Consider the following 22,322-nt stretch of genomic DNA (forward strand, 5'->3'; position numbering starts at 1 on the left):
CGCAGGATCGAGACATGGCGGCGCCGGTGCACAACCCGAGAGTGACCTGTGAGTTCGGGGTGTCGGGGGAGCACGGGCCACACTCGGGCCGGGATTACGGGGCCGAACCGGGTACGCCGGTCAGGGCGACTCTTGCGGGGGTAGTCGTCCGGACGGGGGGCGACGAGGTCGTGGTCGAGTCGAACGCGATCTGGCACTTCTACGGTCACCTGTCCGAGGTGGAGGTCAGGCACGGGGACACGGTGGAGACGGGGGATCGCCTGGGCGTCGCGACGGGACCGCACCTGCACTACGAGGAGCGGATCACGCCGTACCGGCCCGGCGACCACCGCAGTCCCCGGTTCGACCTCCATCCGAACGCCCGGCTGCCGTCGAAGTAGCAACAGGGGAGAAGTAGTAACGGGGGAGTGGCGTGGGGCGGATCGGCCGTGGAGGGAGCGGCCGGACCGCTCGGCGTGAGTGCCCTGCGTCGGACGCGGGGCACTACCGTTCAGCGATGATCGCTACTGAGGTCGAGACCGCGCGACTGGCTCTGTTGCCGTTGCGGGTGGAGTACGCCGAGGAGATGGCCGGCGTACTGGGCGCTCCTGAGCTCTATGAATTCACCGGTGGTGAGCCGCCGACAGTGGCGGACCTCACAGCGCGGTACGGGCGCCAGGTGGCTGGACCAGACCGGCCCGGCGAGTACTGGCTCAACTGGGTGCTGCGGTCACTCCAGGACGATGCTCTGGTGGGCTACGTGCAGGCGACGGTCACCAGCGACGAGGCAGAGATCGCCTGGGTCGTCGGGACGGCCTGGCAGGGCCACGGGTATGCCAAGGAGGCCGCAGCGGGCCTGGTGAGCTGGCTGGAAGCACACGGCGTACGGCGGATCGTCGCGCATGTCCATCCGGAGCACGGGGCGTCGGCAGCAGTCTCAGCGGCAGCGGGCCTGAGTCGCACCGAGGTGGTCCAGGACGGCGAGTATCGCTGGGAACGCGACCTGCTGTAACGGGCCGTGGGAGAACTGCAGGGGAAATGAAACAGGCCCGGCCGAAGCCGGGCCTGCTCACGTCATGCGGTGATTCAGAGCGGGCGGACGTTCTCCGCCTGCGGGCCCTTCGGGCCCTGGGTCAGGTCGAACTCGACCTTCTGGTTCTCATCCAGCGAACGGTAGCCGTCCGTCGTGATCGCCGAGTAGTGCACGAACACGTCGGCGCCGCCGCCGTCCTGCGCGATGAAGCCGAAGCCCTTTTCGCTGTTGAACCACTTCACTGTTCCGTTAGCCATGATCTGCTCCTTTGTGGGGCGAGTTGACGAGTCCCGGCGAATACCGGTTCCCGGGCTGCCGAACGAGCCCTCCCACATCGGACCAAGGCCCGGAAATGAGAAAACGCCCTGCGGATCACAAACTCCGCGGGCGTCTCAAAACGAACGTGGAACTGCAAAACTGCAACCGGAGAAAACGGTAGCACACAATGCCGGGCGAGCTACCGGCAGCACGCACAGCGCGTCGGGGATCACCAGGAGCCGCGATGGTCGGGCACCAGGAAGGTGAACGGAACGATCAGCAGCAGCACCGCGGCGAAGATCGTGAAGGTGTGCGCTTGGGTGCCGCCGGGGTCGGTGCTGTGCGCGAGCAGCGTGGTGGTGATCGAGACCGCGATGATGCCGCCGGACTGACGGAACATCCCGCGCAGCCCGGCGATCGCCGAGATCTGGTCGGGCGCGGACTGCAGGCCGGCGTTGTTCGAGGCCGGGATCGACAGGTCCGGACACCCGACGACGGATCCGGTCGGCGCCCGTAGTACGGGCAGGACCTGCTGGCGATAGTGGTCGGGATCGGCTACCTTCAACCCAGTAAGTCTATTGATTCAGTGCAGTTTTACGCCTGTGGGGGGCAGCATGACCGAAGGGGAAGCCGGCTGTACGGTGGCGGTGATCGGCGCGGGGGCCGTCCGCTGGTTGCACGCGAACGTCGACGCCGGGATCAAGCCTTCGACCTTCGTCGCAAGGGCCCGGTACGGCGACTACCTCGCTGACCACCTCGCCGCCAGCGCAGCCCACTCTGCCGATTCGCTGGAGCGCATCCACGCCCGCGTGACCGCAGTCGACCACGTTGGCCGCCGTGTAGCCCTGCATCTCGACACTGGCGAGACCCTGGTCGCCGACGCCGCTGTAGTAGCCAGCGGTACGGCGCCTGGCGTCGCTTGGGCTCCTGCGGACTTGCAGACCTCCGACCGCTTCGTCGCGAACCCATGGCTGCCAGGTGCGCTCGACAACCTGCCCGACGCGGATGTGTTGCTGGTCGGCACCGGGCTCACCGCGATCGACGGGCTGCGGCCGATCACCGCGCGAGTGTGGAAGCGCCTGTCAGCAGGGGACAAGCAGGAGTTCCTCCGCATCGATGCGCGGACCTGGGATGCGCACCGGTATCGCATGGCGCCGATCACCGCGGAACGGCTGGCCGTACTACGCGAGTCCGGGCGGCTCTGCCAGCACACCAGCGAAGTCGTAACAGCCGAGGACACCGGCGACGCCGTCAGGGTGTTGCTCAGCGACGGCACGGTCATGACGGTCGGTGCCGTGGTCAACTGCACCGGCCCTGTCGGCGACGCCACTGCCGATCCGTTCCTGCGTGGGCTGCTGGCTTGCGGCCTCGCCAGGGCCGGTGAGGTCGGGCTTGGCCTCGAAACGGCCGATGATGGGCGAGTCCTGGGAGCTACTGGACGTCGTGCGCCGCTCTGGACGCTCGGAGCCCTGCGACGCGGCAGCCTGTGGGAGTCGACCGCGATGCCGGAGATCCGCTCGCAGGCGCCGACGTAGCGAAGGCCGTCGTCGCCCACCTGAGCCTTCCCGCCGTACGCCGGCAGCTGGATGTCTACGGCCAAGGCCTCACCACGACGGCCGATGCGGCAGCCACCTACAATGAGGCGCTGGGCCGCTTGCTGCGGTTGCAAGGCGGTGCCGAGGAACTGGTATCGCAGCAGTCGAGGAAGACCCTGACTTCGCAGTGGGGCATGCAGCACTGGCCCTGCTCGGACACGAGTGGGGCGCAGGCGTTGACGTTGCAGCGGCGCTTGCCAATGCGCAGACTGCCGCAGAGCGTCGCCTGCTCGACGACCGCGACGGAGTCCTGCACCGCACCGCCTGAGTAAGGAACGAGGATGCGTGACCTGCCAGCCCCCTCGGACTCACCTGTTCCAAGCCGGCTACAGCTCGAGCGGTCCCAAGGACGGGCCTGGTACGAAGCGAGCGGTCGGGTCGGACACTGCATTGAGTTCCAGGACGACGAGTTCGTTGCTGCCGGCCCGGATGATCGGGCCTGGTACGAAGAGGGTCTGCTGCGGACCGCGGCGCCAGTAGCGGCCCAGACAGAAGCCGTTGATCCACGCCAGACCCTTGCCCCAGGCATCGGTTCGCAGGAAGTGGTCGGTGGCTTCCGCGGCTGAAAAGCTTGCCCGCCAGGCAGTAGGGCCGACGCCTGGATCGGCGGTGTCCGCCGAGTCCCACAGTCCAGGGACAGCGTCCAGGTCGATGGCGCAGACCGACCAGTCGGACAACGCCTCCGGACCCAGCCGGATCGGACCGATCAGACCCTTGGGCTCGCCGATCCGCGGGCCGTAATTGACCCGGCCTTGGTCCTCGACGACGAGCTCGAGCCGGCCTCGCCCGCGCGGCAGGAAAATGGTCTGATCATGTTGTTCACGGTCGAGGACACCGACCGGGTCCCCGTTCAGGAAGACCAGTGCTCTGTCCCGTACTTCGGTGACGCTGAGCGCCACGGGACCGTCAACGTCGATCTCCGTCCGGAACAGAGCCAGCCGCGCGGCGAGTTCGTCGAGAGACGGCGCGGTCTCATGGTCACTCCAGTCACCCCAGCGGCCCGGATTCGCCAGCAGGCGGATCGGTTCACCGAGCGGCACCTCGAACGCCGGTGCCGGTGCGGCCGGTCGCACGGTCGCGGGTGGAACCTCGGCGTACCGCGAGATCACCTCGCGGAACGCGTCGTACTTCGGAGTCGGGTTGCCGGCCTCGTCCAGCGGAGCGTCGTAGTCGTAGGACGTGACGGTCGGCCGGTAGACGCCCTTGTCGTTGGCCCCACTGGTCAGGCCGAAGTTCGTTCCACCGTGGAACATGTACACGTTGACCGACGCGCCGGTCGCCAGCAACGCGTCCAACTCGGCCGCGGCCTCCGCCACCGAGGTCGTGTGATGCGGACCGCCCCAGTGGTCGAACCAGCCGTCCCAGAACTCCATGCACATCAGCGGTCCTGAGGTCTGGTGAGCCCTCAGAGTGCGGAGCCGCTCGGCGCTTCGCGACCCGAAGGATCCCGTTCGCAGTACGCCGTCCAGACCGCCGGCGGCCAGCATGGCGTCGTTCGGCTGGTCCACCGTCACGAGCGGCACCGTGATGCCCGCCTGCCGGGTGACCTCGACGAGGAACTTCAGGTACTCCGGGTCGTCGCCGAACGCGCCGTACTCGTTCTCGACCTGGACCAGCAGCACCGGTCCGCCCTGGTCGACCTGGAGCGGCCGGACGATCCGCAGTACCTGCTGCAGGTACTCCTCGACCGCTACCAGGAACTTCTTATCGTACCGGCGGACCCCGACGCCTGGCTCGGCGAAGAGCCAGGCGGGGAGCCCACCGTTGTCCCATTCCGCACAGATGTAGGGACCTGGGCGGACGATGGCATACATGCCGGCCTCGGCGACCTGCCGCAGGAACGACCCGAGGTCGAGCATCCCCGCGGTGTCGAACACCCCGCGGACCGGGCTGTGGGCGTTCCAGGGCACGTAGGTCTCGATGGTGTTGAGCCCCATCAGGCGGGCCTTCTCGATCCGGTCCGCCCAGGACTGCGGGTGGACCCGGAAGTAGTGCAGCGCACCGGACAGGATCCGGAACGGCTCACCGTCGAGCAGGAAATCGGACTCACCGATCGCGAAGTCGGACATGCGTCTCTTTCTTCAGTACTGCGGGGAGGTCAGCCGTTGACCTGGAAGCCTTGCTGATTGCCGTAGCTGACCAAGGCGTCCTGCCAAGCCTTCAGCCCGGTGTTCAGGTCGGACTTGGACTGGTACGACTTGCCGACCGTGTCACCGAAGATGCTGTTCGCATAGAGCTGGAACGGCAGGTAGCTCCAGTCCTTGACGACCGAACCGGCCCGCGCCGGTCAGGACCTGATTGATCTGCTGACCGCCGAAGTAGGCGCTCTTCTTGTCGAGGAACGCGGGATCGGCGAGATCGGCAGTCGTGGACGGGAAGCCGCCGCTGGCCAGGAACGGCTTCACGCCACCGTCGTGGTTGAGCCACCGGACGAAACCGGCTGCCAGCGCCGGGTTCGCGCTCTGCTTGAGTACCGATTCGGTGCTGCCGCCGTTCTCCGCGGTGGCCGGCTGACCGTCGTACGTCGGCAGCGGTGCGACCTGCCACTTGCCGGCCCCGGCCTTGACCGACGACTCCAGGACGCCCGGCATCCAGGCGCCGATGGCGAGGGAGGCGATGGTGCCGTCCCCGAGCGCCTTGAACCACTCGTCCGACCAGCCCGGGATGTTCGCGACCAGGCCGCCGGTGACGAGCTGGTTCCAGACGCCGGTCCACTTCTGCGTGCCGGCGTCCTCCAGGTTGACGGTGACGTTCTTACCCGCCGTACTGAAGGGCTTGCCGCCGGCCTGCCAGATCATGCTGGTGGCGAAACCCGCGTCGCCGGTGTCGTTGGTCAGGTACTTCTTCGGGTCGGCCGTGTGCAGCTTCTTGGCCGCGGCGATGTACTCGTCCCAGGTCTTCGGTACGGCGATGGCGTACTTGTCGAAGACCTCCTTGTTGTAGAACAGGGCCATCGGGCCGGAATCCTGGGGCAGCCCGAAGAGGCCGTCACCGGCATTTACGGCCGTCCAGGTCGACGGTGTGTAAGCGGACTGGAAGGTGTCGAAGCCGTACTGGCGCAGATCGACCAGCGAGCCCGGCAAGGCGAACTGCGGCAGCGCCTGGTACTCGATCTGGGCGACGTCCGGCGCGCCGGAGCCGGCCTTGATGACGTTCTGCAGCTTGGTGTACTGGTCGTTGCCGGTACCGGCGTTGACGTAGTTCACCTTGACGTTCGGATAAGCCTGCTCGAAGGCCTTCACCTGCGCTTCGGCGGACGGCGTCCAGCTCCAGTAGGTGAGCGTGCCGCCCTTCTCCAGCGCGGCGTTGACGGCATCCGGCGATCCTTGCGCCTGCCCACTGCTGGTGGGGGTCTTGTCGGAGCCGCCGCAAGCGGCCAGCAGAACCGACGCGGCCGTGACGGCGGCGCCGACGGCGACGAGTCGCCTCAGGCCGTGCCGATGACTGGTCTTCATGGGTGTTCCTTTCACTGATGAAGGACGAGCGCTACGAGCGCGTCCACTGCTGATTTGCTTGCCCGTTGCAGGTCCCGACCGCGACCGGCGTTCCGTTGTCCGTACCGACGGCCTCGAGGCAGAGCGCCGGGTGGCCGACACTGACGACCGACAGGTCCGCGCGGACATCCCATGCCTGGATCGACGCGCCGGTGCAGTTCTCGATGGTGACCGGGCTGCCTGCGCTCGATCCATCGCCGCCGATCGTCAGGCACTTGTCGGCGTAGACGGTCAGCTGCTCGGCGGCCGTGTAGTTCCACGACTGGTTGCCGCCGTTGTTGCAGTCCCACAGATCCAGCGCCGTCCCGGGAGCCGTCGAGAAACCTGGTACGTCGGCACAGCGGCCGCCGGCCACGCTTCGCAGCGGTTCACCCGGAGGCGCCGGCGGCAGGTTGTTGGACGGCTCCGTTTTGAGCAGTCCCCATCCCCACTGCAACTGCGCGAGACCGCTGCGGCTGTTGACCACGAGGTCCTTCTCGGCCACCTGGGTGGTCATCGAGTACGAGTCGCCGTTGCGCAGGCCGGGCCAGTAGACGATGCCCATGCCCTGTTCGCGCGCGGTCTGGGTGAGGGCGCCGAGGTACGCCGTGTACACGTTGCCCTCGTGGTTGCCGTAGTTCAGGCCGATGGTCATCGGTGAGCCGGCTTCGTCGATGATCGTCCGCCAGCCGTACGAACCGATCCGGGGCCGCAGGTTCGCCAGCCACGCGGCCTCGGTCGTGTCGGAGGCCCAGAAGCCGTAGAAATGCAGCGAGAGCAGGGTCCCCTTCAGTTCCGGGGCCGCACCGACGCCGGTGACGTTGTCGTTGTAGCCCGTACCGGAGATGACCACCCGGCCGCGCGGGACGTCCCGGTGCCGTGCCAGCCAGGACGAGGTGAGACCGACCCACTCGTCGAGGGAGTAGCCGAACGGCTCGTTCATCGGCTCGAAGTACACCCGCGGGTTCTTCGCGTACTTCTTGACCACCGTGTCCCACATACCGGCGTACGCCGTGGGGTCGTCGACCCGGCCGTCCTTGGCATCGTTCGCCTCCCAGTAGCTGAGGATCACCTTGAAGCCGTTGTTGACGGAGGCATCGATCGCTGCCTGGTAGGACCGCCACCAGGCGGTCCCGACACTCGACGGATTGATCGGCAGCCGGATCGTGTTGGCCTTCAACTCGTGGCGGAACTCCAGCACGATGCCGGTGGCCTTGCGGTACGTCGTGGCGTAATCGTCCGCGCTGTCGAGCCCGGACGGGACGACCGCGTCGGACGCGTAGTTGTCGCGCGGGTCCGCCCAGTTCACGCCCCGGAACTCACTCGTCCCGGCCGGACCGGTACTCGGCGCCGCGGCTGCCGCAGGGATCGCTGCCGTGGTGGTCACCAGGACGACCGCGGTCAGGACTCTTCGCCAAACTGCAGTTTTCATCAGAACTCGGATTCCCTTCACTGATTGACACCTCACTGTTTGACGCCGCCCGCGGCCAGGCCCGACTGCCAGAACCGCTGGAGCAGCAGGAAGGCGACGACGAGGGGCACGATGGTCAGTAGCGACCCTGTGATCACCAGGTTGTAGATGGGATGTGCGCCCACGCCGCTCGCCTGATTGCTCCACTGGGTCAGGCCGACGGTGAGCGGGTAGAGATTCGGTTTGCTGAGCATGATCAGCGGCAGGAAGTAGTTGTTCCAGGTCGACACCACCGCGAACAGCAGGACCGTGACGATGCCCGGGGCAAGCAGTCGCAGCGCGACCGTGAAGAAGATCCGGACCTCGCCGGCGCCGTCGATCCGGGCCGCCTCGAGCAGGTCGTGCGGTACGGCGTCGGAGGCGTAGACCCACATCAGATAAAGGCCGAACGGGCTGACCAGGGACGGGATGATGATCGCCCAGATCGTGTTCGTCAGGCCGAGATTGGAGAACATGAGGAAGGTCGGCACGGCCAGCGCCGTACCGGGCACCGCCACGGCGCCGAGCAGGACAGCGAAGACGGCACGCCTGCCCGCGAACTTGTACTTCGCCAGTCCGTAGCCGGCGGCGGTCGCGAGCAGTGTTGCCCCGCCCGCGCCGACAACCACATAGAGCAAGGTGTTTCCGAGCCAGCGAAGGAAGATGCCGTCGTCGTACGTCAGCGTGTCGCGGATGTTGGCGAACAACGCGAAGCGGTGGCCGAACCACAGCCCGGGGCTGGCGAGCAGATCGCCCTGGGTCTTGGTGGCGCTCAGGAACAGCCAGAGCAGCGGGACCAGGGTGTAGATCAGGTAGAGAAGCATCAGCCCGGTCAGTAGCGGGGAACGCTTGGGCCGCAACGGCGACGTCCTGCTCACAATGCCTCCCGCGAGCCGCGCAGTTGGACGACGTACGCGATCACGGCGGTGATGACGCCCATCACGATGGCGACTGTCGCGGAGTAGTTGAACTGCTGGCCGGCGAAGGAAAGGTTGTAGGCGTACATGTTCGGCGTGTAGTAAGTCGTGATCACGTTGGGCGCCAGCGGGCGCAGGATGTTCGGCTCGTTGAACAACTGGAAGCTGCCGATGATCGAGAAGATGGTGGCGATCACGACCGCGCCGCGCAGCGCCGGCAGCTTGACCGCCCGGATCGTCCGCATCGCTCCCGCGCCGTCGATCGCGGCCGCCTCGTACAACTCCTCCGGCACCGTCCGCAGCGCCGAGTAGAAGATCAGCATGTTGTAGCCGACGAACTCCCAGGTCACGATGTTGGCGATCGACGGGAGCATCCAGTGGCCGCTGAGCGGCTGGATCGCGGTAGTGCCGAGCAGGTCGTTGAGGTCGGCCGCCAGCCCGAAGTTGTTGCCGTAGATGAAGCCCCACATCAAGACGGCGACGACACCCGGTACGGCGTACGGCAGGAAGATCACGATCCGGAAGAAGTTCGCGCCGTGCAGCCGGGCGCTGTCGATCGCGAGCGCGGCCAGCAACGCCAGGATGAGCATCACCGGCACCTGGACGACCAGGAACGCCAGCACGCGGAGGAACGACTCCCAGAACTTCGAGTCGCCGATCGCTTCGGCGTAGTTGTCGAGGCCGACGAACACGTTCCCGCCGAAGAACGCCTGCTCGCGGAACAGGCTCAGGTAGATCGCGTACCCGATCGGGGCCAGGAACGTGAGCGTGAAAACGGCCAGGAACGGGCCGACGAAGACCCATCCCTTGGTATCTCGGTGCATCTGGTCGCCGACCTCCGATGTTTACGTCAACATGACTCGCCGGGACGCTAACGTGTTTACGTCAACATGTCTATAGTTCGGCTGGAGCGAAAGGAGCCGCCGATGACAGCGGACGAAACGCCGGTCCGCCGCCGGCGCGGCCCGTCGATGGCCGACGTCGCCCAGCTCGCGGGGGTCTCCGGGCAGACCGTTTCACGGGTGGCGAACGGGCGGCGCAACGTCGACGAGGCCACCCGCGACCGGGTGCTGGCAGCCATGCGGGAGGTCGGCTACCGGCCGAACAGCGCGGCTCGCGCGCTCCGCAACGGGCAGTTCCGCAGCATCGGCGTGATCGTGTTCGAGCTGTCCAGCTTCGGTAACACGCGCACCCTCGACGCGATCGCCAGGGCGGCGACGGCCAGCGGCTACGCGGTGAACCTGATACCGGTGCTGGACGCCACCCAGGGCGCCCTGTCGGGTGCCTTCGATCGGCTCGGCGAGCAGGCCGTGGACGGCGTGATCATCCTGATCGAGGCGCACCAGCTCGACGAGGCCGAGGTGCTGTTGCCGGACGGACTGCCGGTGGTCGTGGTGGACTCGAATGCCGACTTCGACTATCCGATCGTCGACACCGACCAGGCCCAGGGCGCCCGGCTCGCCACCGAGCATCTGCTCGACCTCGGGCACCGGACGGTGTGGCACCTGGGCGGACCGGCTGAGTCCTTCGCCGCCTCGCGCCGGTTGCGATCCTGGCGGCAGACGTTGACTGATCGCGGCTGCCCGGTGCCGCCGGTGCTGACCGGCGACTGGTCAGCCGGTTCCGGGTACGACGCCGGCCGCGAGCTCGCCGCGGATCCAGAGGTCACCGCGGTCTTCGTCGCCAACGACCAGATGGCCCTCGGCCTGTTGCGGGCGCTGCACGAGCACGGCCGGGCGGTCCCCGGCGACATCAGCGTCGTCGGTTTCGACGACATGGAAGAGGCCGCACACTTCTGGCCTCCGCTGACCACGATCCGGCAGTCCTTCGCGGAGGTCGGCCGCCGCAGCGTCGATGCCCTGGTCAACGAGATGCAGGCGGGCGAGCATCACCACCAGCCCGTCGCTGTGGCGACGGAACTGGTGGTGCGGGCGAGCACAGCGCCACCTCGTAGCTGACGAGTTTGCTGCCGGCCTGGCTGCCCAGGCCGATCCGCCCGGGACCGGCGATGTCGGGCCGGGACGATCCCGGCGTTCGCGCGGCCGGGGCTGTTTGGCTACGCGTCGGGTGCCTTGCGGCGACGGAACCTCGAACGGAACTTCGAGTCGTACTCCAACTGCACATAGCCCGAAGAATGCACTCCGGTCGCGACGAACCCCATCGCCAGGAACACGATCCCCGTCAGCATGGAGATATGCCAGAAGGCCGCCGTGATGCCGGCGAACGCCGAGCCTTGCGCCACCGCCCTGGCCAACTCGACGAACGGCGATCTGGACGCCCGCCGACGAAACGCCTCCTGCCGATTCAGCACCAGGAGCGCTGCGAGCAACGGAATCGAGACAGCGAACGCAACAACGCATACCGTCGCAGACGGATCGAGCGAGGACTCGGTCAGGAACGGCTGCACCACCACCAACCCCGCGGCCGCCAGCCCGCCATAAACCAGGTTGGACTGCCGAATCGACTCTTCCTGAACCGCCGGATCAGCTGCGGTGTCCTCAGTCTCCTGCCTGATCCGCTCAGCTTCAGCATCGGCTTCCATCAGCTGAGCCTGCGCGGCCTGAAAGTCCTCATCCTCGTTCATGCGCACATCTTCCCCCGAACCCCGTCATTCACGGCGCCGGAAGTCCAGGGCGACCGCCGACGCCGCCGGCCCGCAGTTCGCGGTCGGAAGACTCCGCATCAGTTGAGGGATCGGGGCGCGGCGGCGTTGCCGACGTACGAGGTGTCAGCGGCGGCGGGTGGTGGGTTTCTTGTCTGTCGCGGCCGGGGCGGGAGCGTCGTTGCTTGCCTGGTACTCGTGGTACGCCTTGCGGGTGTGTTCGGTGTGCTCGCGCATGATCTGGGCGGCCTTGTCCTCGTCGCCGTCGCTGATCGCTTTTACCAGGCGGGTGTGCTCACGCCAGGAGGCAGCGCCGCGGACGGGGGCGAGCGGGGTGTAGTACCAGCGGACGCGGCGGTCGACCTGACCGGCAAAGTCGACCAGGAAGCGGTTCCCGGACAGCTGGGTGATCAGGCTGTGCAGCTCGCCGTTGGTCCGGACGGCGCCGTCTGTGTCGCCGGCCTCGTGGAAGGCGGCGCCGACCTTGCAGAGGTCCTTGAGCTTCGCGAGGTTTTCCTTAGTGGCGTGCCGGGCGGCCAGCCGGGCCGACTCCGACTCGAGCGCCGCGCGGGCGGCCAGCAGTTGGTCGACCTCGTCTTCCGCGGGCACGTGCACCATCGCGCCGAAACCGGGCCGCAGATCGACCCAGCCCTCGTTGTTGAGCCGCTGGAGCGCCTCGCGGACCGGCTGCCGGGAGACACCGAGGATGCCGGCCAGCTCAACCTCGACCAGGTGCCTGCCGCGCTCCAGGGTGCCGTCGATGATCATCTCGGTGAGTGCCTCGTAGACCGACTCACGCAGCGGCGTCGGCCGCTTGACGTGGCGCACACCGGGGGAATCGGCGGATTCCGTGCTGAGAGCGGTCATGAGGTCCTTCCCCGGTGTTCCGCGGACGTTCGGTCGAGAAAATCACCAGTCTGGACCACACCTGATGGCACTTGGTAGACAGTCTACCAAGTGCCATCAGGTGTTTTTACGGGTGAGCCAGGCGTGCGAGACATGGAAGAGGGGGCGCCGTCACCGGCGCCCCCTCCTTTGGATCACTTCAGTCAGACGGTCACCTGCCTGGTGATGCTGGCAGCCTTGCCCCAGCCGTCCGTCGTGGTCAGCGTGACCGTGTAGGTACCGGCTGCCGGGAACGTGTGCGACATGGCCGAGGCGGTGCTCGTGGCCGTACCGTCGCCGAAGTTCCACAGATAGGTGAAGGTGTCGCCGACGTTGGAGTCGGTGGAACCCACCCCCGAGATGTTGCAGGACAGCCCTGCGCAGGAAGGCGGGTTGATCACCGGGGTCGGAGCAACGTTGTTCGTCGGCTCGGTGATCGTCAGCGTCTGAGTCGCCGTTCCAACTGCGCCCCACTCATCGGTCGCCGTCAGGACGACGGTGTAGGTGGTGGCACTGGTGTAGGTCCTGGTCGCCACCGCGCCGCTGCCGGTGCCGTTGCCGAAGTTCCAGGAGTAGGTCAGCGCCGTGGGGTTCTCGTCGGTCGAACTGCGGCCGTCGAAGGTGCAGACGTTCTGGTTACACGCGATGGTGAAGGCCGCCACCGGCGGGTTGTTGCCCGGCGGGATCGACACCGTCACATGCCGCACGGACGGGATCGGCGTGATCTGGTCGTGCTGGTCGACCCCCCGGACTTGCACGGTGTACGAGCCCGCTGGGATGACCGGCGTGGTGTAGGAGAAGTTCGACCCCGGCGTTCCCGGGCTGGTGAGGAACGACGTCCGCCAGCTGGCCGTAGTACTCGTGAATGTTCCGGTCGAGCTCATGTACCTGCCCAGGGAGTCCACGACGGCGATCTCGACCCGCTGCATGGCCTGGTCGTCCTCGGCGCGGCCGCTGATGAAGATCTTGCCGTCGGTGAATGCCGTGCCCTCGGTAGGCGTGAGCAGGGACTCGTTGAGCACCGGCGGGTTGTCACCCGGGTAGACCGGGTAGCGCGACGTCGCTCCGGTGCTCGAGATGTCCTGTTGCCCTGCGGTGTCGAAGGCATAGGCCGTCACCGCCCAGTCGCCTGCCGTCGGCAGGTCGATCGGTAACGTCCAGGTCGTAGAAGTGGCGTTCGGCGATGCCAGGCTGGCCGGCAGCGTCGCGAAAGCGGCGGCCATGGTGCCGTTGGGCTGCAGGTAGCGACTGGTGTCCTGGTCCCGCAGCGAGACCCGTACCTCCGCCACTCCCTGGCCGTCGGTGGCCGAACCGGTCAGGTCGAGGTGCAGCACCTGGACACCCGTGATCGTGCCGGTCGGCGTGATCGTGGTGTCCGGGGGCGTGTCGCCGGGGATCTGGGCGTTGATCGTGAGCTTGCCCTGGTTGGTCGATGCCGTGATCAGACCCAGTTCGTCCGTGCCCCGGACCGAGAAGGTGTACGTGCCGGGCTTGAGGTTGAACGGTGTCGTGTAGGACCAGTTGTAGCTCGGCGCGCTGACGTGCACCGGTGAGACCCGGTACCAGCCCGCGGTCACATCGGTGCTCCAGGTCCCGTCGGAGGCCAGGTTCTCGCGCGTGGTGGTGTTTCGCAGCTGAATCTCGACGGTGTCCAGCGACTGGTCGTCGTTGGCCGAGCCCGCGAACGTCATCGGGCTGCCCGGCGCCACTGTCAGCGGCTGGGCCGCGGTCGGTGGCACCATCGTGACCGGCGAGCTGATCGACACCGATGGTGCGATACCGGTGGTGGAGACGATCCAGGACCGGTCGGCGGTGTCCAGGGCGGCCCTGGCCGGTGGTGTCAGTGGCCCTGGCCTGTGCCTGCCAGGTGCCCTCGAACGGCACCGTCACCTCGTAGGACCAGGTGGTGTTGGTTCCGCCCACGACGTCCGGCGTGATCCGGAAGGCGTTGTACGTCGCCGAAACGGTCCCGTCGTCCTGCAGGTAGCGGTTGCTGGAATCGCGGAGCGTCAGGCTCAGGGAATTCACGCCCAGGTCGTCGGTGGCCCGGCCGGTGATGACGAAGGTGGTCGTCGAGACGACGTTCGTGGTCGGCCCGGTGATCGTGGCGATCGGTTGCGCATCGGTCGTGCCGAACGTCTCGAACTTCTTCGTCGCCTTGGAGGTGTCCGCGGCATTGGTGTTCGCGATCGTGCGGGCAAGTACCTTCAGCGCCCGGTTCTGCGGGATCGTCAGCGGCAGCGACCAGCCGGTCGACGCCGCGTTCGGCGTCGCCAGGGTGGCGTTGATCGTGTTGCTGGTGGTCGTTCCCCAGGTCGTCAGGTCGTCGTTGAGGTAGCGCCGGCTGTCCCGGTCCTGGATCTCGACCTCGACCCGCTGGACGGTCCGGCCCTGGTTGGCCGAGGCATTGCCGGTGATGGTGAACTCCTGGTTGATCGGCTTGACCCGGCCCTCGATCGGATCGGTGATCGTCGTCTCGACCCCGTTCGTCGCCGGCACCGAGTTGAAGTCGTAGAACGCCATCCGTCCGACGTTGTACTCGCCCTGCGTGGTCGCGTCACCGCCGGTGATCAACCCGCGGGGAGTGACCTCCATCGCCTTGTTGCCCTCGAAGGAGTTCGATCCTGGATTGAACTCCAGCGCGGTACCGTCCACCGGATTCAGCGCGCCGATGTGCTCGCGGTGGACCACGGAGTCACCGAGCCCGTAGCCGGACAGGCCCTGGCCGGTGCCATAACCGACATCGTCCAGACCTGGCCACGGCTGCGGGGACGTCGGGGATTCGTTCCAGGCGAAGTGGCCGCCGATGTAGACCGCCACCTCGGAGATCGCGATGGAGTAGGTGCTGTCGAAGTTGCGCGAGATCCACAGCGGCTGGGCGTTGTCGCCACCGGCGAAGGAGTAGGCGACCACGGTGTCGTTGATCGGCGGACGGTCGCCACCTGAACCGCTGGTGACGGCGAAGTACGAGTCGTCAGGCGAGATGTCGCCGCCGTAGATGCGCTGGATGCCGCCGACGAACTGCAGGTTGTCGTCCCAGAGCCTGGTCCGCCAGGGCAGCAGTTTCTGAGTGCGGGCGTTGATCAGCGCGATGCCGTACCGATCCTGGCCGTTGACCTGGCGACCGGTGTGCACCACCATCAGCGTGCCCTCGTCATGGGTCAGCTTGAGTCGCTGCACCGTGAGCTCACCGTTGCTGCCGATACCGCCGGTGATGTTGTTGACGAAGTCGGTACGGACCACGCCGGTGTTGCCGTCGACCGCGGCCAGCGCGTTGCGCGGGACGCCGTTGACGGTGCTGAACCGGCCGCCGATGTAGACGGTCGAGTTGGTGACGGCCAGTTCGGTCGCCTTGATGTCGGTGTTGGCCGTGAAGGTCGTCACCGGTGCGCCGGTGGCCGGGGTCAAGCGGGCGACGCCGCGCTTGGTGACCCCGTTGACGGCATTGAAGCTACCGGCGACGTACAGCTTGGTGCCGTCGGGCGAGGCCTCGACAGACTCGACACCACCGCCGCCGAAGGTCGGCCGGAAGCTGGTGTCGACCAGGCCGGTGGCCAGGTCGTACGCCGCCAGGTTCGCCTGCGGGATCGAGGTGGTGGTGCCGGTGGTGTTGCGGATCGAGGTGAAGCCGCCCGCGACGTAGACGCGATTGCCGACGATCTCGATGTCCCAGATCTCGCCGTCGTCGATCTGCGGCATGTTCGTCCGCGGGATGTCCGGCACGATCCGGTTGTGGCCCGGGCCGGGCAGCTTGGCCGTCGTGACGGCCGTGCCGGTCTTCGTGGCGGTGTGGGTGCCGTCGCTGACCGTCAGGGTGACGGTACGGGTGCCGACGGTGGAGTAGGTGTGGGTCGGGCTGTCGCCGGTCCCGGTCTGGCCGTCACCGAAGTTCCAGCTGTAGGTCAGCGGGTCGGCGTCCGGGTCGTAGGAGCGGCTCGCGTCGAACTCACACGTCATCGTGGCGCAGCCGAGGGTGAAGTCCGGGATCGGCGCCTCGTTGGTCGCGGTCTGGTCCGGACCCGGATCCAGGACGACGGAGAAGTCGATGTCGCGTGAAGTCGCGGCGCTGGTGGTCGCGGTCCGGGCGGCAGCGGTGCCGATGGCGATCGGGGCGTTCGAGTCGCCGACGACCGAGCTCACCTTGCCGGTGCCGGTGCTGGCTCCGGTACTGCGCTGGGTCACGCCGGCCGGCAGCGTCCAGGTCTGGTCGACCGAGGACTTCTCGGACCATACGTTCACCAGCCACGAGTTGCCCTTGGCCACCGGGGCCGTCGGGCTTACGTGGCTCGACGTGGAGGTGTCGAGCCCGCGAACGGCCGAGGCCGACACGGAGGCGACGCCGGTACTGCGGTACGCCGCGACGCTGATCACGGACTTGGTGAGCGCGCTGCCGTCGACGGTCACGTCGGTGCCGGCATCGGTGGCAGTGGCCTGCCTGGTCCAGACGCGGCCGCGAACTCCGTTGCCGTCACGCGACTGCAGCAGGGTCCAGCCCGGCACGGTGTCGGTGATGGTGCTGGCGGTGTCGTTGGTCGTGAGGAAGAGCAGCAGCCGGTCCTGGGGCCGCACGTTCGCGGGGATCTTGACCGAGTGGGACTGCCGGTTGCCCGCCGTACTGGCCGCGCCGACGTAGGAGACGTCGCCTTGGTTGACCGTGGCGATCGGGCTGACCGTACCGGTGACGGCGTTGGTGAGAGAGCCGTCGCTGACCGTCAGGGTCACGGTCCGGGCGCCGTCGCTGGCGTAGGTGTGGTTCGGATTGACGCCGGTGCCGGTCTGGCCGTCACCGAAGTTCCAGGCGTAGGTGAGCGTGTTGCCGTCCGGGTCGCTCGAGCCAGACGCGTCGAATCCGCAGAGCAGCCCGTTGCAGCTGGAGACGAAGGCGGCATGCGGAGCCTGGTTCACGGGGTCCGCGACCTGGCCGGGACTGATCGCGATCGAGAACTGCACGTCCCGTGAGGTGGATGCGCTGGTGGTCGCGACCTTGGCTGCCGCCGTACCGGCCGGCACTGCGCCTGCGGAGTCGGCGAAGACCGAGCTGATCTTGCCCGAGCCGGTGATCGCGGCGGTGGTCCGCTGGGTCGAACCGGCCGGCAGGGTCCAGGTGAGGTCGACCGAGGACTTCTCGGACCACACGTTCACCAACCAGGAGTTCGTGTCGGCCACTGCCACGGCCGGAGCCGTGTGGCTGGTGGCCACCACGTCCGATCCGGCGACTGCCGAGGCGGACACCGTCGCGTTCCCCGTACTGCGGTACGCGGCGACCCCGATCACGGACTTGGCCGCGAGGCTGGTGGTCACCGTGACGTTGGCGTTGACGTCGGCGGCGACAGCGGTCTTCGTCCAGAGCCGGCCGCGAACTCCGCTGCCGTTCCGGGACTGCAGCAACGTCCAGCCGGTCACGGTGTCGCTCATGACGCTGGTCGTCTCGTTGGTGGTGATGTACAGCAGCAGTGCGTCCCCGGCCTGGGCCGTCGCAGGCACCCGGACCGTATGAGCTGTTCGGTTTCCGCCGTTGCTGGTGGCCGCGACAAAGGACAACTGCCCTGCGGCCGCCGAGGCGGACCCCGCGAGCACAGTGGTCAAAGCGACCGCCGGCACGAGCGCGACTAGCGCGGCGAGCAGCAGGCTGACGGGCCGCCTTCGGCCGCGAACGGATCGAGCGAAGAGCTGGGACACAATCACTCACCAACCAGATTCAGAGAACAGGACGCGGCCCGGCATGCTGCCGGGCCGATGGTGGAGTTCCCTTTGGTGAGGCGTCTTGAATGGAATGTGCCGAAGCTGTGGATTCAGGCACGCGTGTAACAACGACGTCGACAAACATTGCCCGTCACCCCCCAGTGACCACGAATCCCACCCCAAAGATCCGCCCCCGGATCCCCAGGGCTGACTGTGGCAGTCCGCCACGCTGCGTGCAAGTCTTCCGGCGGATATTGGGCATTCCAACCCGTTATCGCTACCGAGCGTGAGGGTTTTGGCGGCTCCTGTTAGGTCACTCGGTACCGAATCCACCGGTATTTCAGGTAGTGACTTTCGCCCGCTGGGGCAGTCTTTCGAGCAGCTGCTTGAGGCGGGGTGCCAGTGGCTTTTCGACGCCGTAGTGGAGTGCTGCCGCGACGCCGATCATGAGCGCCATCGTCGCGAGGACGAGGAGAATCGCGTTCACGTGCGGGCCGACGCGCTCGAAGATGATGAAACCGACGTGCGCGTGGACCAGGTACAGGGGATAGGTCAGGGCGCCCAGTACTGCGAACCACGGCTTGCCGAGGTTCTGGGTCTTGCCCAGAGCGACCAGCAGCATGACCGCGAAGATCACCACGACGATGGTGACGACCACCCAACTGTGGAGCGTGGTCTGGTAGCGGACGCCGACGCGGTCCGCGAACCCGATGGCGCGGGGGACGGCGTTGCCGAGGGCAATGACGAAGATGGCCAGCGACTGCAGACCGGGTCCGTTGCGGTAGATCATGCACAGGGCCATGCCGGCGATGAAGTAGTGCGAGAACTGGGTGTTCAGGACCAGGTCCGCAGCGTGCGGAAGGACGCCGGTCTCGAAGATGAAGGTGGCGGCCAGCCAGCCCCAGAGGAAGATCGTGACCCGCTTGGTCGTGACGCCGATCCAGGTCAGGACCAGGATCATCGCGTAGAACCTGAGCTCGGCCCACAGCGTCCAGTAGACGACGTCGACGTTCTCGATGTTCGGCAGCGAGTTGAACATCGTCAGGTTGGCCAGGTACTGCCCGATCGATACCGGGAACCTGCCCTGACTGAAGGCCACCGAGACGACCGCCGTGACCGTGACCGCGATCCAGTACGCCGGGTAGAGCCGGACGATCCGGGAGATCAGGAATGATCGCGGCGGCCGGTTCCACGCGCTCAGCAGCACGACGAAGCCGCTGATGGTGAAGAAGAGGTCGACACCGAGGTAGCCGTACCGGGCGATCGGGTCCGCGTGCGGGAAGTGGAGGCCGGACAGACCACCGGCGTACGCGGAGAACAGGTAGTGGTAGGCCATCACGGAGATGGCCGCGATGATTCGGAGCAGGTCGATCTCGTGCAAGCGTGGGCGGTTCACGACGGACACTCCATCGTATTGACGGCCTGAGATCAAACCACCACGGCCTGATCTCGGCCCACGACCATCGGATGATGTCGGCACGGCGGGTCAACCTCCGGGTGGACGGACGAGTTCGGGATGCTCCGCCGCGACGTTGCGGTAGGCAAGGAGTACATGGGGTGGGACGTCGACATGGCCGATATGGTTGGCGCCGCGCGGACCGTATCCCTCGGGCGTGTCGTGCAGCCGCCGGATCTCGCCGAGCACGAGCGAGACGAATCGCCGGCCCGACCAGCCGTCGGGGATGACCGGGGCGAAGCTGATCAGCTCGGTGCCGGGGAAGGCGCGCTCGAAAGACGCGTGGGTACGCCGCTGCATGGTCGGATCCTGAATCAGCAGCAATGACGTCGCGGTCTGGACCAGTTGGCGGGAGAATTCCGCGTTCTCCCCGCAATTCGTCGACCGGTCCTCGACCTCGATCGCGGCGGGGCTGACTCCCCTTCCGATCAGCAGGTCCCGGAAGATGTGCGACTCCGGCCGCCCCGCGGTGTCCACCTGGCCGAGCCCACGCAGCTCGATCGCCTCGATCAGATATCGGGTCGAGTGCCCGATCCCGCCGCTGATCAGGATGCGCTCGGTCACCTTCTGATGGAACGCGCTCGCCGTGACCTCGACCGACTCCAGCACGGCGCTCCCCATCAGCACCAGCAGATCGACCTTGCGGCCCAGTTCGTCGATATCCCGCCTCGCCAGATACCGCCCAAGAGTGCGGAGATCGTCGTCAATCATCCGAACCAGCATGCCGAACCAACAGCCCACATTCCACCCCCGACGGGTGGGACCTACAAACCAGCACCCACCAACTTGCCGTTCCCGCCCCGGAAGCGGTCCGCGCAGGCTTGGCCGAATCCAAGCAGCGGAGGTTGGTGAGTGCTGGCAGTTCAGGTCCACCCCGACGACCTAGGAGGTGCGACGGGGTGGGCGCTTGTAGGGGTTAGCGGGTGCCGTAGAGGTGGTCCAGGGCTAGTTGGTCCAGGTGTTCGAAGGCCATGCCGCGTTGGCCGGCTTCGTCCGGGTCGAAGGAGTCGGTGCGGAGGGTGGCGATGGTTTCGTCGGGGGCGAGGGTGGGCTGGGCGAGTTGGTCGAGGCGGGCGTCGAGGAGGGCCTGCTGGACCTCTGGGTCGGCGCGGAAGGCTTGCACCTTGGCGCGGAGGACGAGGTAGTTGTGCATGCAGCCCGCGGCCGAGGCCCAGACGCCGTCCATGTCCTCGGTCCGGGGCGGCTTGAAGTCGAAGTGGCGAGGGCCGTCGTAGCCGCCGTTCTCCAGGATGTCGACGGTCCAGAAGGCGCCGCGGGCGTTGCCGGCGCCGAAACGGAGGTCCTGGTCGTAGCGGGGACCGTTCTGGCCGTTCAGGTCGGCATGGAAGAGCTTGCCGTGCCACAACGCCTGCGCGATCCCGTGCGCGTAGTTGAGGCCGGCCATCTCCTCGTGCCCGACCTCGGGGTTCAGGCCGACCCGCTCGGAGTGTTCCAGCGACTCGATGAACGCGAGCGCGTGACCGATCGTCGGCAGCAGGATGTCGCCGCGCGGCTCGTTCGGCTTGGGCTCGATCGCGAACCGGATGTCGTAGCCCTGCTCGATCGCGTAGGAACCCAGCACGTCGAAGGCTTCCTTGTACCGGTCGAGTGCCGCCCGGACATCCTTGGCCGCACCCGATTCAGCGCCTTCGCGGCCGCCCCACGCCACGAACGTCTCCGCGCCCAGTTCCGCCGCGAGGTCGAGCTGGTCGGCCGCCTTGCGGATCGCGTACCGGCGTACGTCGCGGTCGTTGTTCGTGAAGCCGCCGTCGCGGAAGACCGGGTGGGCGAACAGGTTCGTCGTCACCATCGGTACGGCGAGTCCGGTCTCCTCCAATGCGGCCCGGAACGGCTTCAGGTGCGCGTCGCGCTCGGCGATCGAACTACCGAAGGGAAACACGTCGTTGTCGTGGAAAGTGATGCCGTAGGCACCCATATCGCTCAACCGGCGGACAGCCTCGGCCGGGTCGAGCACCGGCCGGACGGGACCGCCGAAGACATCGACGCCTTGCCAGCCGACGGTCCACAAGCCGAAGGAGAACTTGTCCTCTCGGGTGGGCGTGAAGTCGGCATCGGTCATGGTGGTTCCTCCTACCAGGAATGGGATTACCGGCTGAAGCCGGCCGTGAGTCCGCTCAGCAGTTGGCGACGGCCGAGCGCGTAAAGGATGACGATGGGAAGTGTGGTCAGTACGACGGAGGCCAGCACTGCGGGCACGTTGACGCTGTACTGCCCCTGGAATGTCCACAACGCCAGGGGAAGTGTCCGTTTGTCCGGGCTCTGGGTCAGGATCAGCGGCAGCAGGAACCCGTTCCAGACACCAAGCCCGTTGTAGATGCTGACCGTCACCAGCGCCGGCCTGGTCAGGGGAAGCGTGAGCTTGCGGAGCATTCCCCACTCGGTGGCGCCGTCGACGCGCATCGACTCGAAGAGTTCCTTCGGCACGTCGCGGATGAAGTTCGTCAGCACCAGCACGGACAGCGGGATCGAGAACGCGATCGACGGCAGGATCAGCGCCAGCAGGCTGTCGTACAGATGCATTTTGATGATCAGCAGATAGACCGGAATGATCGTCGCCTGCAACGGGATCGCCAGTCCCATCAGGAACAGACCGTTGATCCCGGCCAGGAACCGGCTACCGGCGCCGCGGACGATCGCGTACGCCGCCATGAAGGAGATCGCCACCGCGGGCAGGATCGTGCCGGCCGTGACGATCACGCTGTTCACGAAGTACCGCGGGAAATCGGACTCGATCACGAGCCGGTAGTTCGCGATGGTCGGATCGGTGGGCAGCGCGAACGGGTTCTGGGTGAAGAACGCGCCCTGGTCCTTGAAGCTGGTCACGACGATCCAGTAAAGCGGGATCAACACGATCACCAGCCACAGCCAGCCCGCCGCACCGCCGAACCAGTTCAGCTGGGTGAGCCGGCGCAGGCCCAACGGCCTCGCGCCCGACGGCCGGGTCGCCGTGCTTGTGGTCAGCACTGCCATC

Annotated in this window: 20 protein-coding genes; 5 read left to right on the forward strand and 15 right to left on the reverse strand. The window is 67.0% G+C overall.

Features of this window, described 5'->3' with window-relative positions; all coding sequences use genetic code 11:
* Nucleotides 1–14: 14 nt before the first annotated feature.
* Nucleotides 15–380: a M23 family metallopeptidase gene (locus F1D05_RS30600; protein ID WP_185443858.1), complete on the forward strand. Its 366-nt coding sequence runs from the start codon at nt 15–17 to the stop codon at nt 378–380.
* 116 nt (nt 381–496) lie between these two features.
* Nucleotides 497–991, forward strand: coding sequence for a GNAT family N-acetyltransferase (locus F1D05_RS30605; RefSeq protein ID WP_185443859.1), 495 nt, complete (start codon nt 497–499; stop codon nt 989–991).
* Between the two features lie 74 nt (nt 992–1,065).
* Here the strand turns inward: F1D05_RS30605 and F1D05_RS30610 are convergent, their stop codons facing one another.
* Together F1D05_RS30610 and F1D05_RS30615 are read right to left on the reverse strand one after the other, a co-directional pair.
* Nucleotides 1,066–1,269, reverse strand: a complete 204-nt coding sequence (locus F1D05_RS30610; RefSeq protein ID WP_185443860.1) for a cold-shock protein — start codon at nt 1,267–1,269, stop codon at nt 1,066–1,068.
* 230 nt (nt 1,270–1,499) lie between these two features.
* Nucleotides 1,500–1,835 (reverse strand): hypothetical protein, encoded by a 336-nt coding sequence (locus tag F1D05_RS30615; RefSeq protein ID WP_185443861.1) that lies wholly within the window; start codon nt 1,833–1,835, stop codon nt 1,500–1,502.
* A gap of 49 nt (nt 1,836–1,884) precedes the next feature.
* Here F1D05_RS30615 and F1D05_RS30620 point away from each other — a divergent pair, with 49 nt between their 5' ends.
* Both F1D05_RS30620 and F1D05_RS30625 read left to right on the forward strand, forming a co-directional pair.
* Entirely contained in the window at nt 1,885–2,805 is a 921-nt protein-coding gene (locus F1D05_RS30620; RefSeq protein WP_185443862.1) for an FAD/NAD(P)-binding protein, read from the forward strand.
* On the forward strand, nt 2,757–3,137 hold the full coding sequence (locus tag F1D05_RS30625) for a hypothetical protein (RefSeq protein WP_185443863.1): 381 nt from the start codon (nt 2,757–2,759) through the stop codon (nt 3,135–3,137). The genes F1D05_RS30620 and F1D05_RS30625 overlap by 49 nt, the downstream gene beginning before the upstream one ends.
* A gap of 54 nt (nt 3,138–3,191) precedes the next feature.
* On the opposite strand, the gene F1D05_RS30630 is transcribed toward F1D05_RS30625, so the two are convergent.
* The 5 genes from F1D05_RS30630 to F1D05_RS30650 form a co-directional block, all read right to left on the reverse strand.
* On the reverse strand, nt 3,192–4,934 hold the full coding sequence (locus F1D05_RS30630) for a glycoside hydrolase family 35 protein (protein WP_185443864.1): 1,743 nt from the start codon (nt 4,932–4,934) through the stop codon (nt 3,192–3,194).
* A gap of 141 nt (nt 4,935–5,075) precedes the next feature.
* Entirely contained in the window at nt 5,076–6,320 is a 1,245-nt protein-coding gene (locus F1D05_RS30635) for an ABC transporter substrate-binding protein (RefSeq protein WP_246486102.1), read from the reverse strand.
* A gap of 31 nt (nt 6,321–6,351) precedes the next feature.
* Complete coding sequence (locus F1D05_RS30640) at nt 6,352–7,770, reverse strand: ricin-type beta-trefoil lectin domain protein (protein ID WP_185443865.1); 1,419 nt, start codon at nt 7,768–7,770, stop codon at nt 6,352–6,354.
* Between the two features lie 32 nt (nt 7,771–7,802).
* Nucleotides 7,803–8,669 carry a carbohydrate ABC transporter permease gene (locus F1D05_RS30645; protein ID WP_428995042.1) on the reverse strand — a complete coding sequence of 289 codons (867 nt, stop codon included), beginning with the start codon at nt 8,667–8,669 and terminating at the stop codon, nt 7,803–7,805.
* A complete protein-coding gene (locus F1D05_RS30650; RefSeq protein ID WP_185443866.1) occupies nt 8,663–9,529 on the reverse strand; it encodes a carbohydrate ABC transporter permease in 867 nt (288 codons plus the stop codon). Before F1D05_RS30650 ends, F1D05_RS30645 begins: the two co-directional genes overlap by 7 nt.
* 102 nt (nt 9,530–9,631) lie before the next feature.
* Between F1D05_RS30650 and F1D05_RS30655 the strand changes: the two genes are divergently transcribed.
* Nucleotides 9,632–10,663, forward strand: coding sequence for a LacI family DNA-binding transcriptional regulator (locus F1D05_RS30655; RefSeq protein ID WP_185443867.1), 1,032 nt, complete (start codon nt 9,632–9,634; stop codon nt 10,661–10,663).
* Nucleotides 10,664–10,761: 98 nt separating this feature from the next.
* On the opposite strand, the gene F1D05_RS30660 is transcribed toward F1D05_RS30655, so the two are convergent.
* The 8 genes from F1D05_RS30660 to F1D05_RS30695 all read right to left on the reverse strand — a co-directional run bounded on the left by F1D05_RS30660 (nt 10,762) and on the right by F1D05_RS30695 (nt 22,321).
* Complete coding sequence (locus tag F1D05_RS30660; RefSeq protein ID WP_185443868.1) at nt 10,762–11,289, reverse strand: hypothetical protein; 528 nt, start codon at nt 11,287–11,289, stop codon at nt 10,762–10,764.
* Between the two features lie 144 nt (nt 11,290–11,433).
* A complete protein-coding gene (locus F1D05_RS30665; protein WP_185443869.1) occupies nt 11,434–12,174 on the reverse strand; it encodes a GntR family transcriptional regulator in 741 nt (246 codons plus the stop codon).
* A 182-nt stretch (nt 12,175–12,356) separates the two neighbouring features.
* Nucleotides 12,357–13,310, reverse strand: a complete 954-nt coding sequence (locus F1D05_RS30670) for a PKD domain-containing protein (protein ID WP_185443870.1) — start codon at nt 13,308–13,310, stop codon at nt 12,357–12,359.
* Entirely contained in the window at nt 13,225–17,871 is a 4,647-nt protein-coding gene (locus tag F1D05_RS30675; protein ID WP_185443871.1) for a PKD domain-containing protein, read from the reverse strand. Before F1D05_RS30675 ends, F1D05_RS30670 begins: the two co-directional genes overlap by 86 nt.
* 343 nt (nt 17,872–18,214) lie before the next feature.
* Nucleotides 18,215–19,270 carry an acyltransferase family protein gene (locus F1D05_RS30680; RefSeq protein WP_185443872.1) on the reverse strand — a complete coding sequence of 352 codons (1,056 nt, stop codon included), beginning with the start codon at nt 19,268–19,270 and terminating at the stop codon, nt 18,215–18,217.
* A gap of 90 nt (nt 19,271–19,360) precedes the next feature.
* A complete protein-coding gene (locus tag F1D05_RS30685) occupies nt 19,361–20,041 on the reverse strand; it encodes a YdcF family protein (protein WP_185443873.1) in 681 nt (226 codons plus the stop codon).
* A gap of 205 nt (nt 20,042–20,246) precedes the next feature.
* Entirely contained in the window at nt 20,247–21,410 is a 1,164-nt protein-coding gene (gene xylA, locus F1D05_RS30690) for a xylose isomerase (protein ID WP_185443874.1), read from the reverse strand.
* Between the two features lie 26 nt (nt 21,411–21,436).
* Complete coding sequence (locus F1D05_RS30695) at nt 21,437–22,321, reverse strand: carbohydrate ABC transporter permease (RefSeq protein ID WP_185443875.1); 885 nt, start codon at nt 22,319–22,321, stop codon at nt 21,437–21,439.
* Nucleotide 22,322 lies beyond the last annotated feature (1 nt).

The organism is Kribbella qitaiheensis (genome assembly GCF_014217565.1).
Classification (GTDB): domain Bacteria; phylum Actinomycetota; class Actinomycetes; order Propionibacteriales; family Kribbellaceae; genus Kribbella; species Kribbella qitaiheensis_A.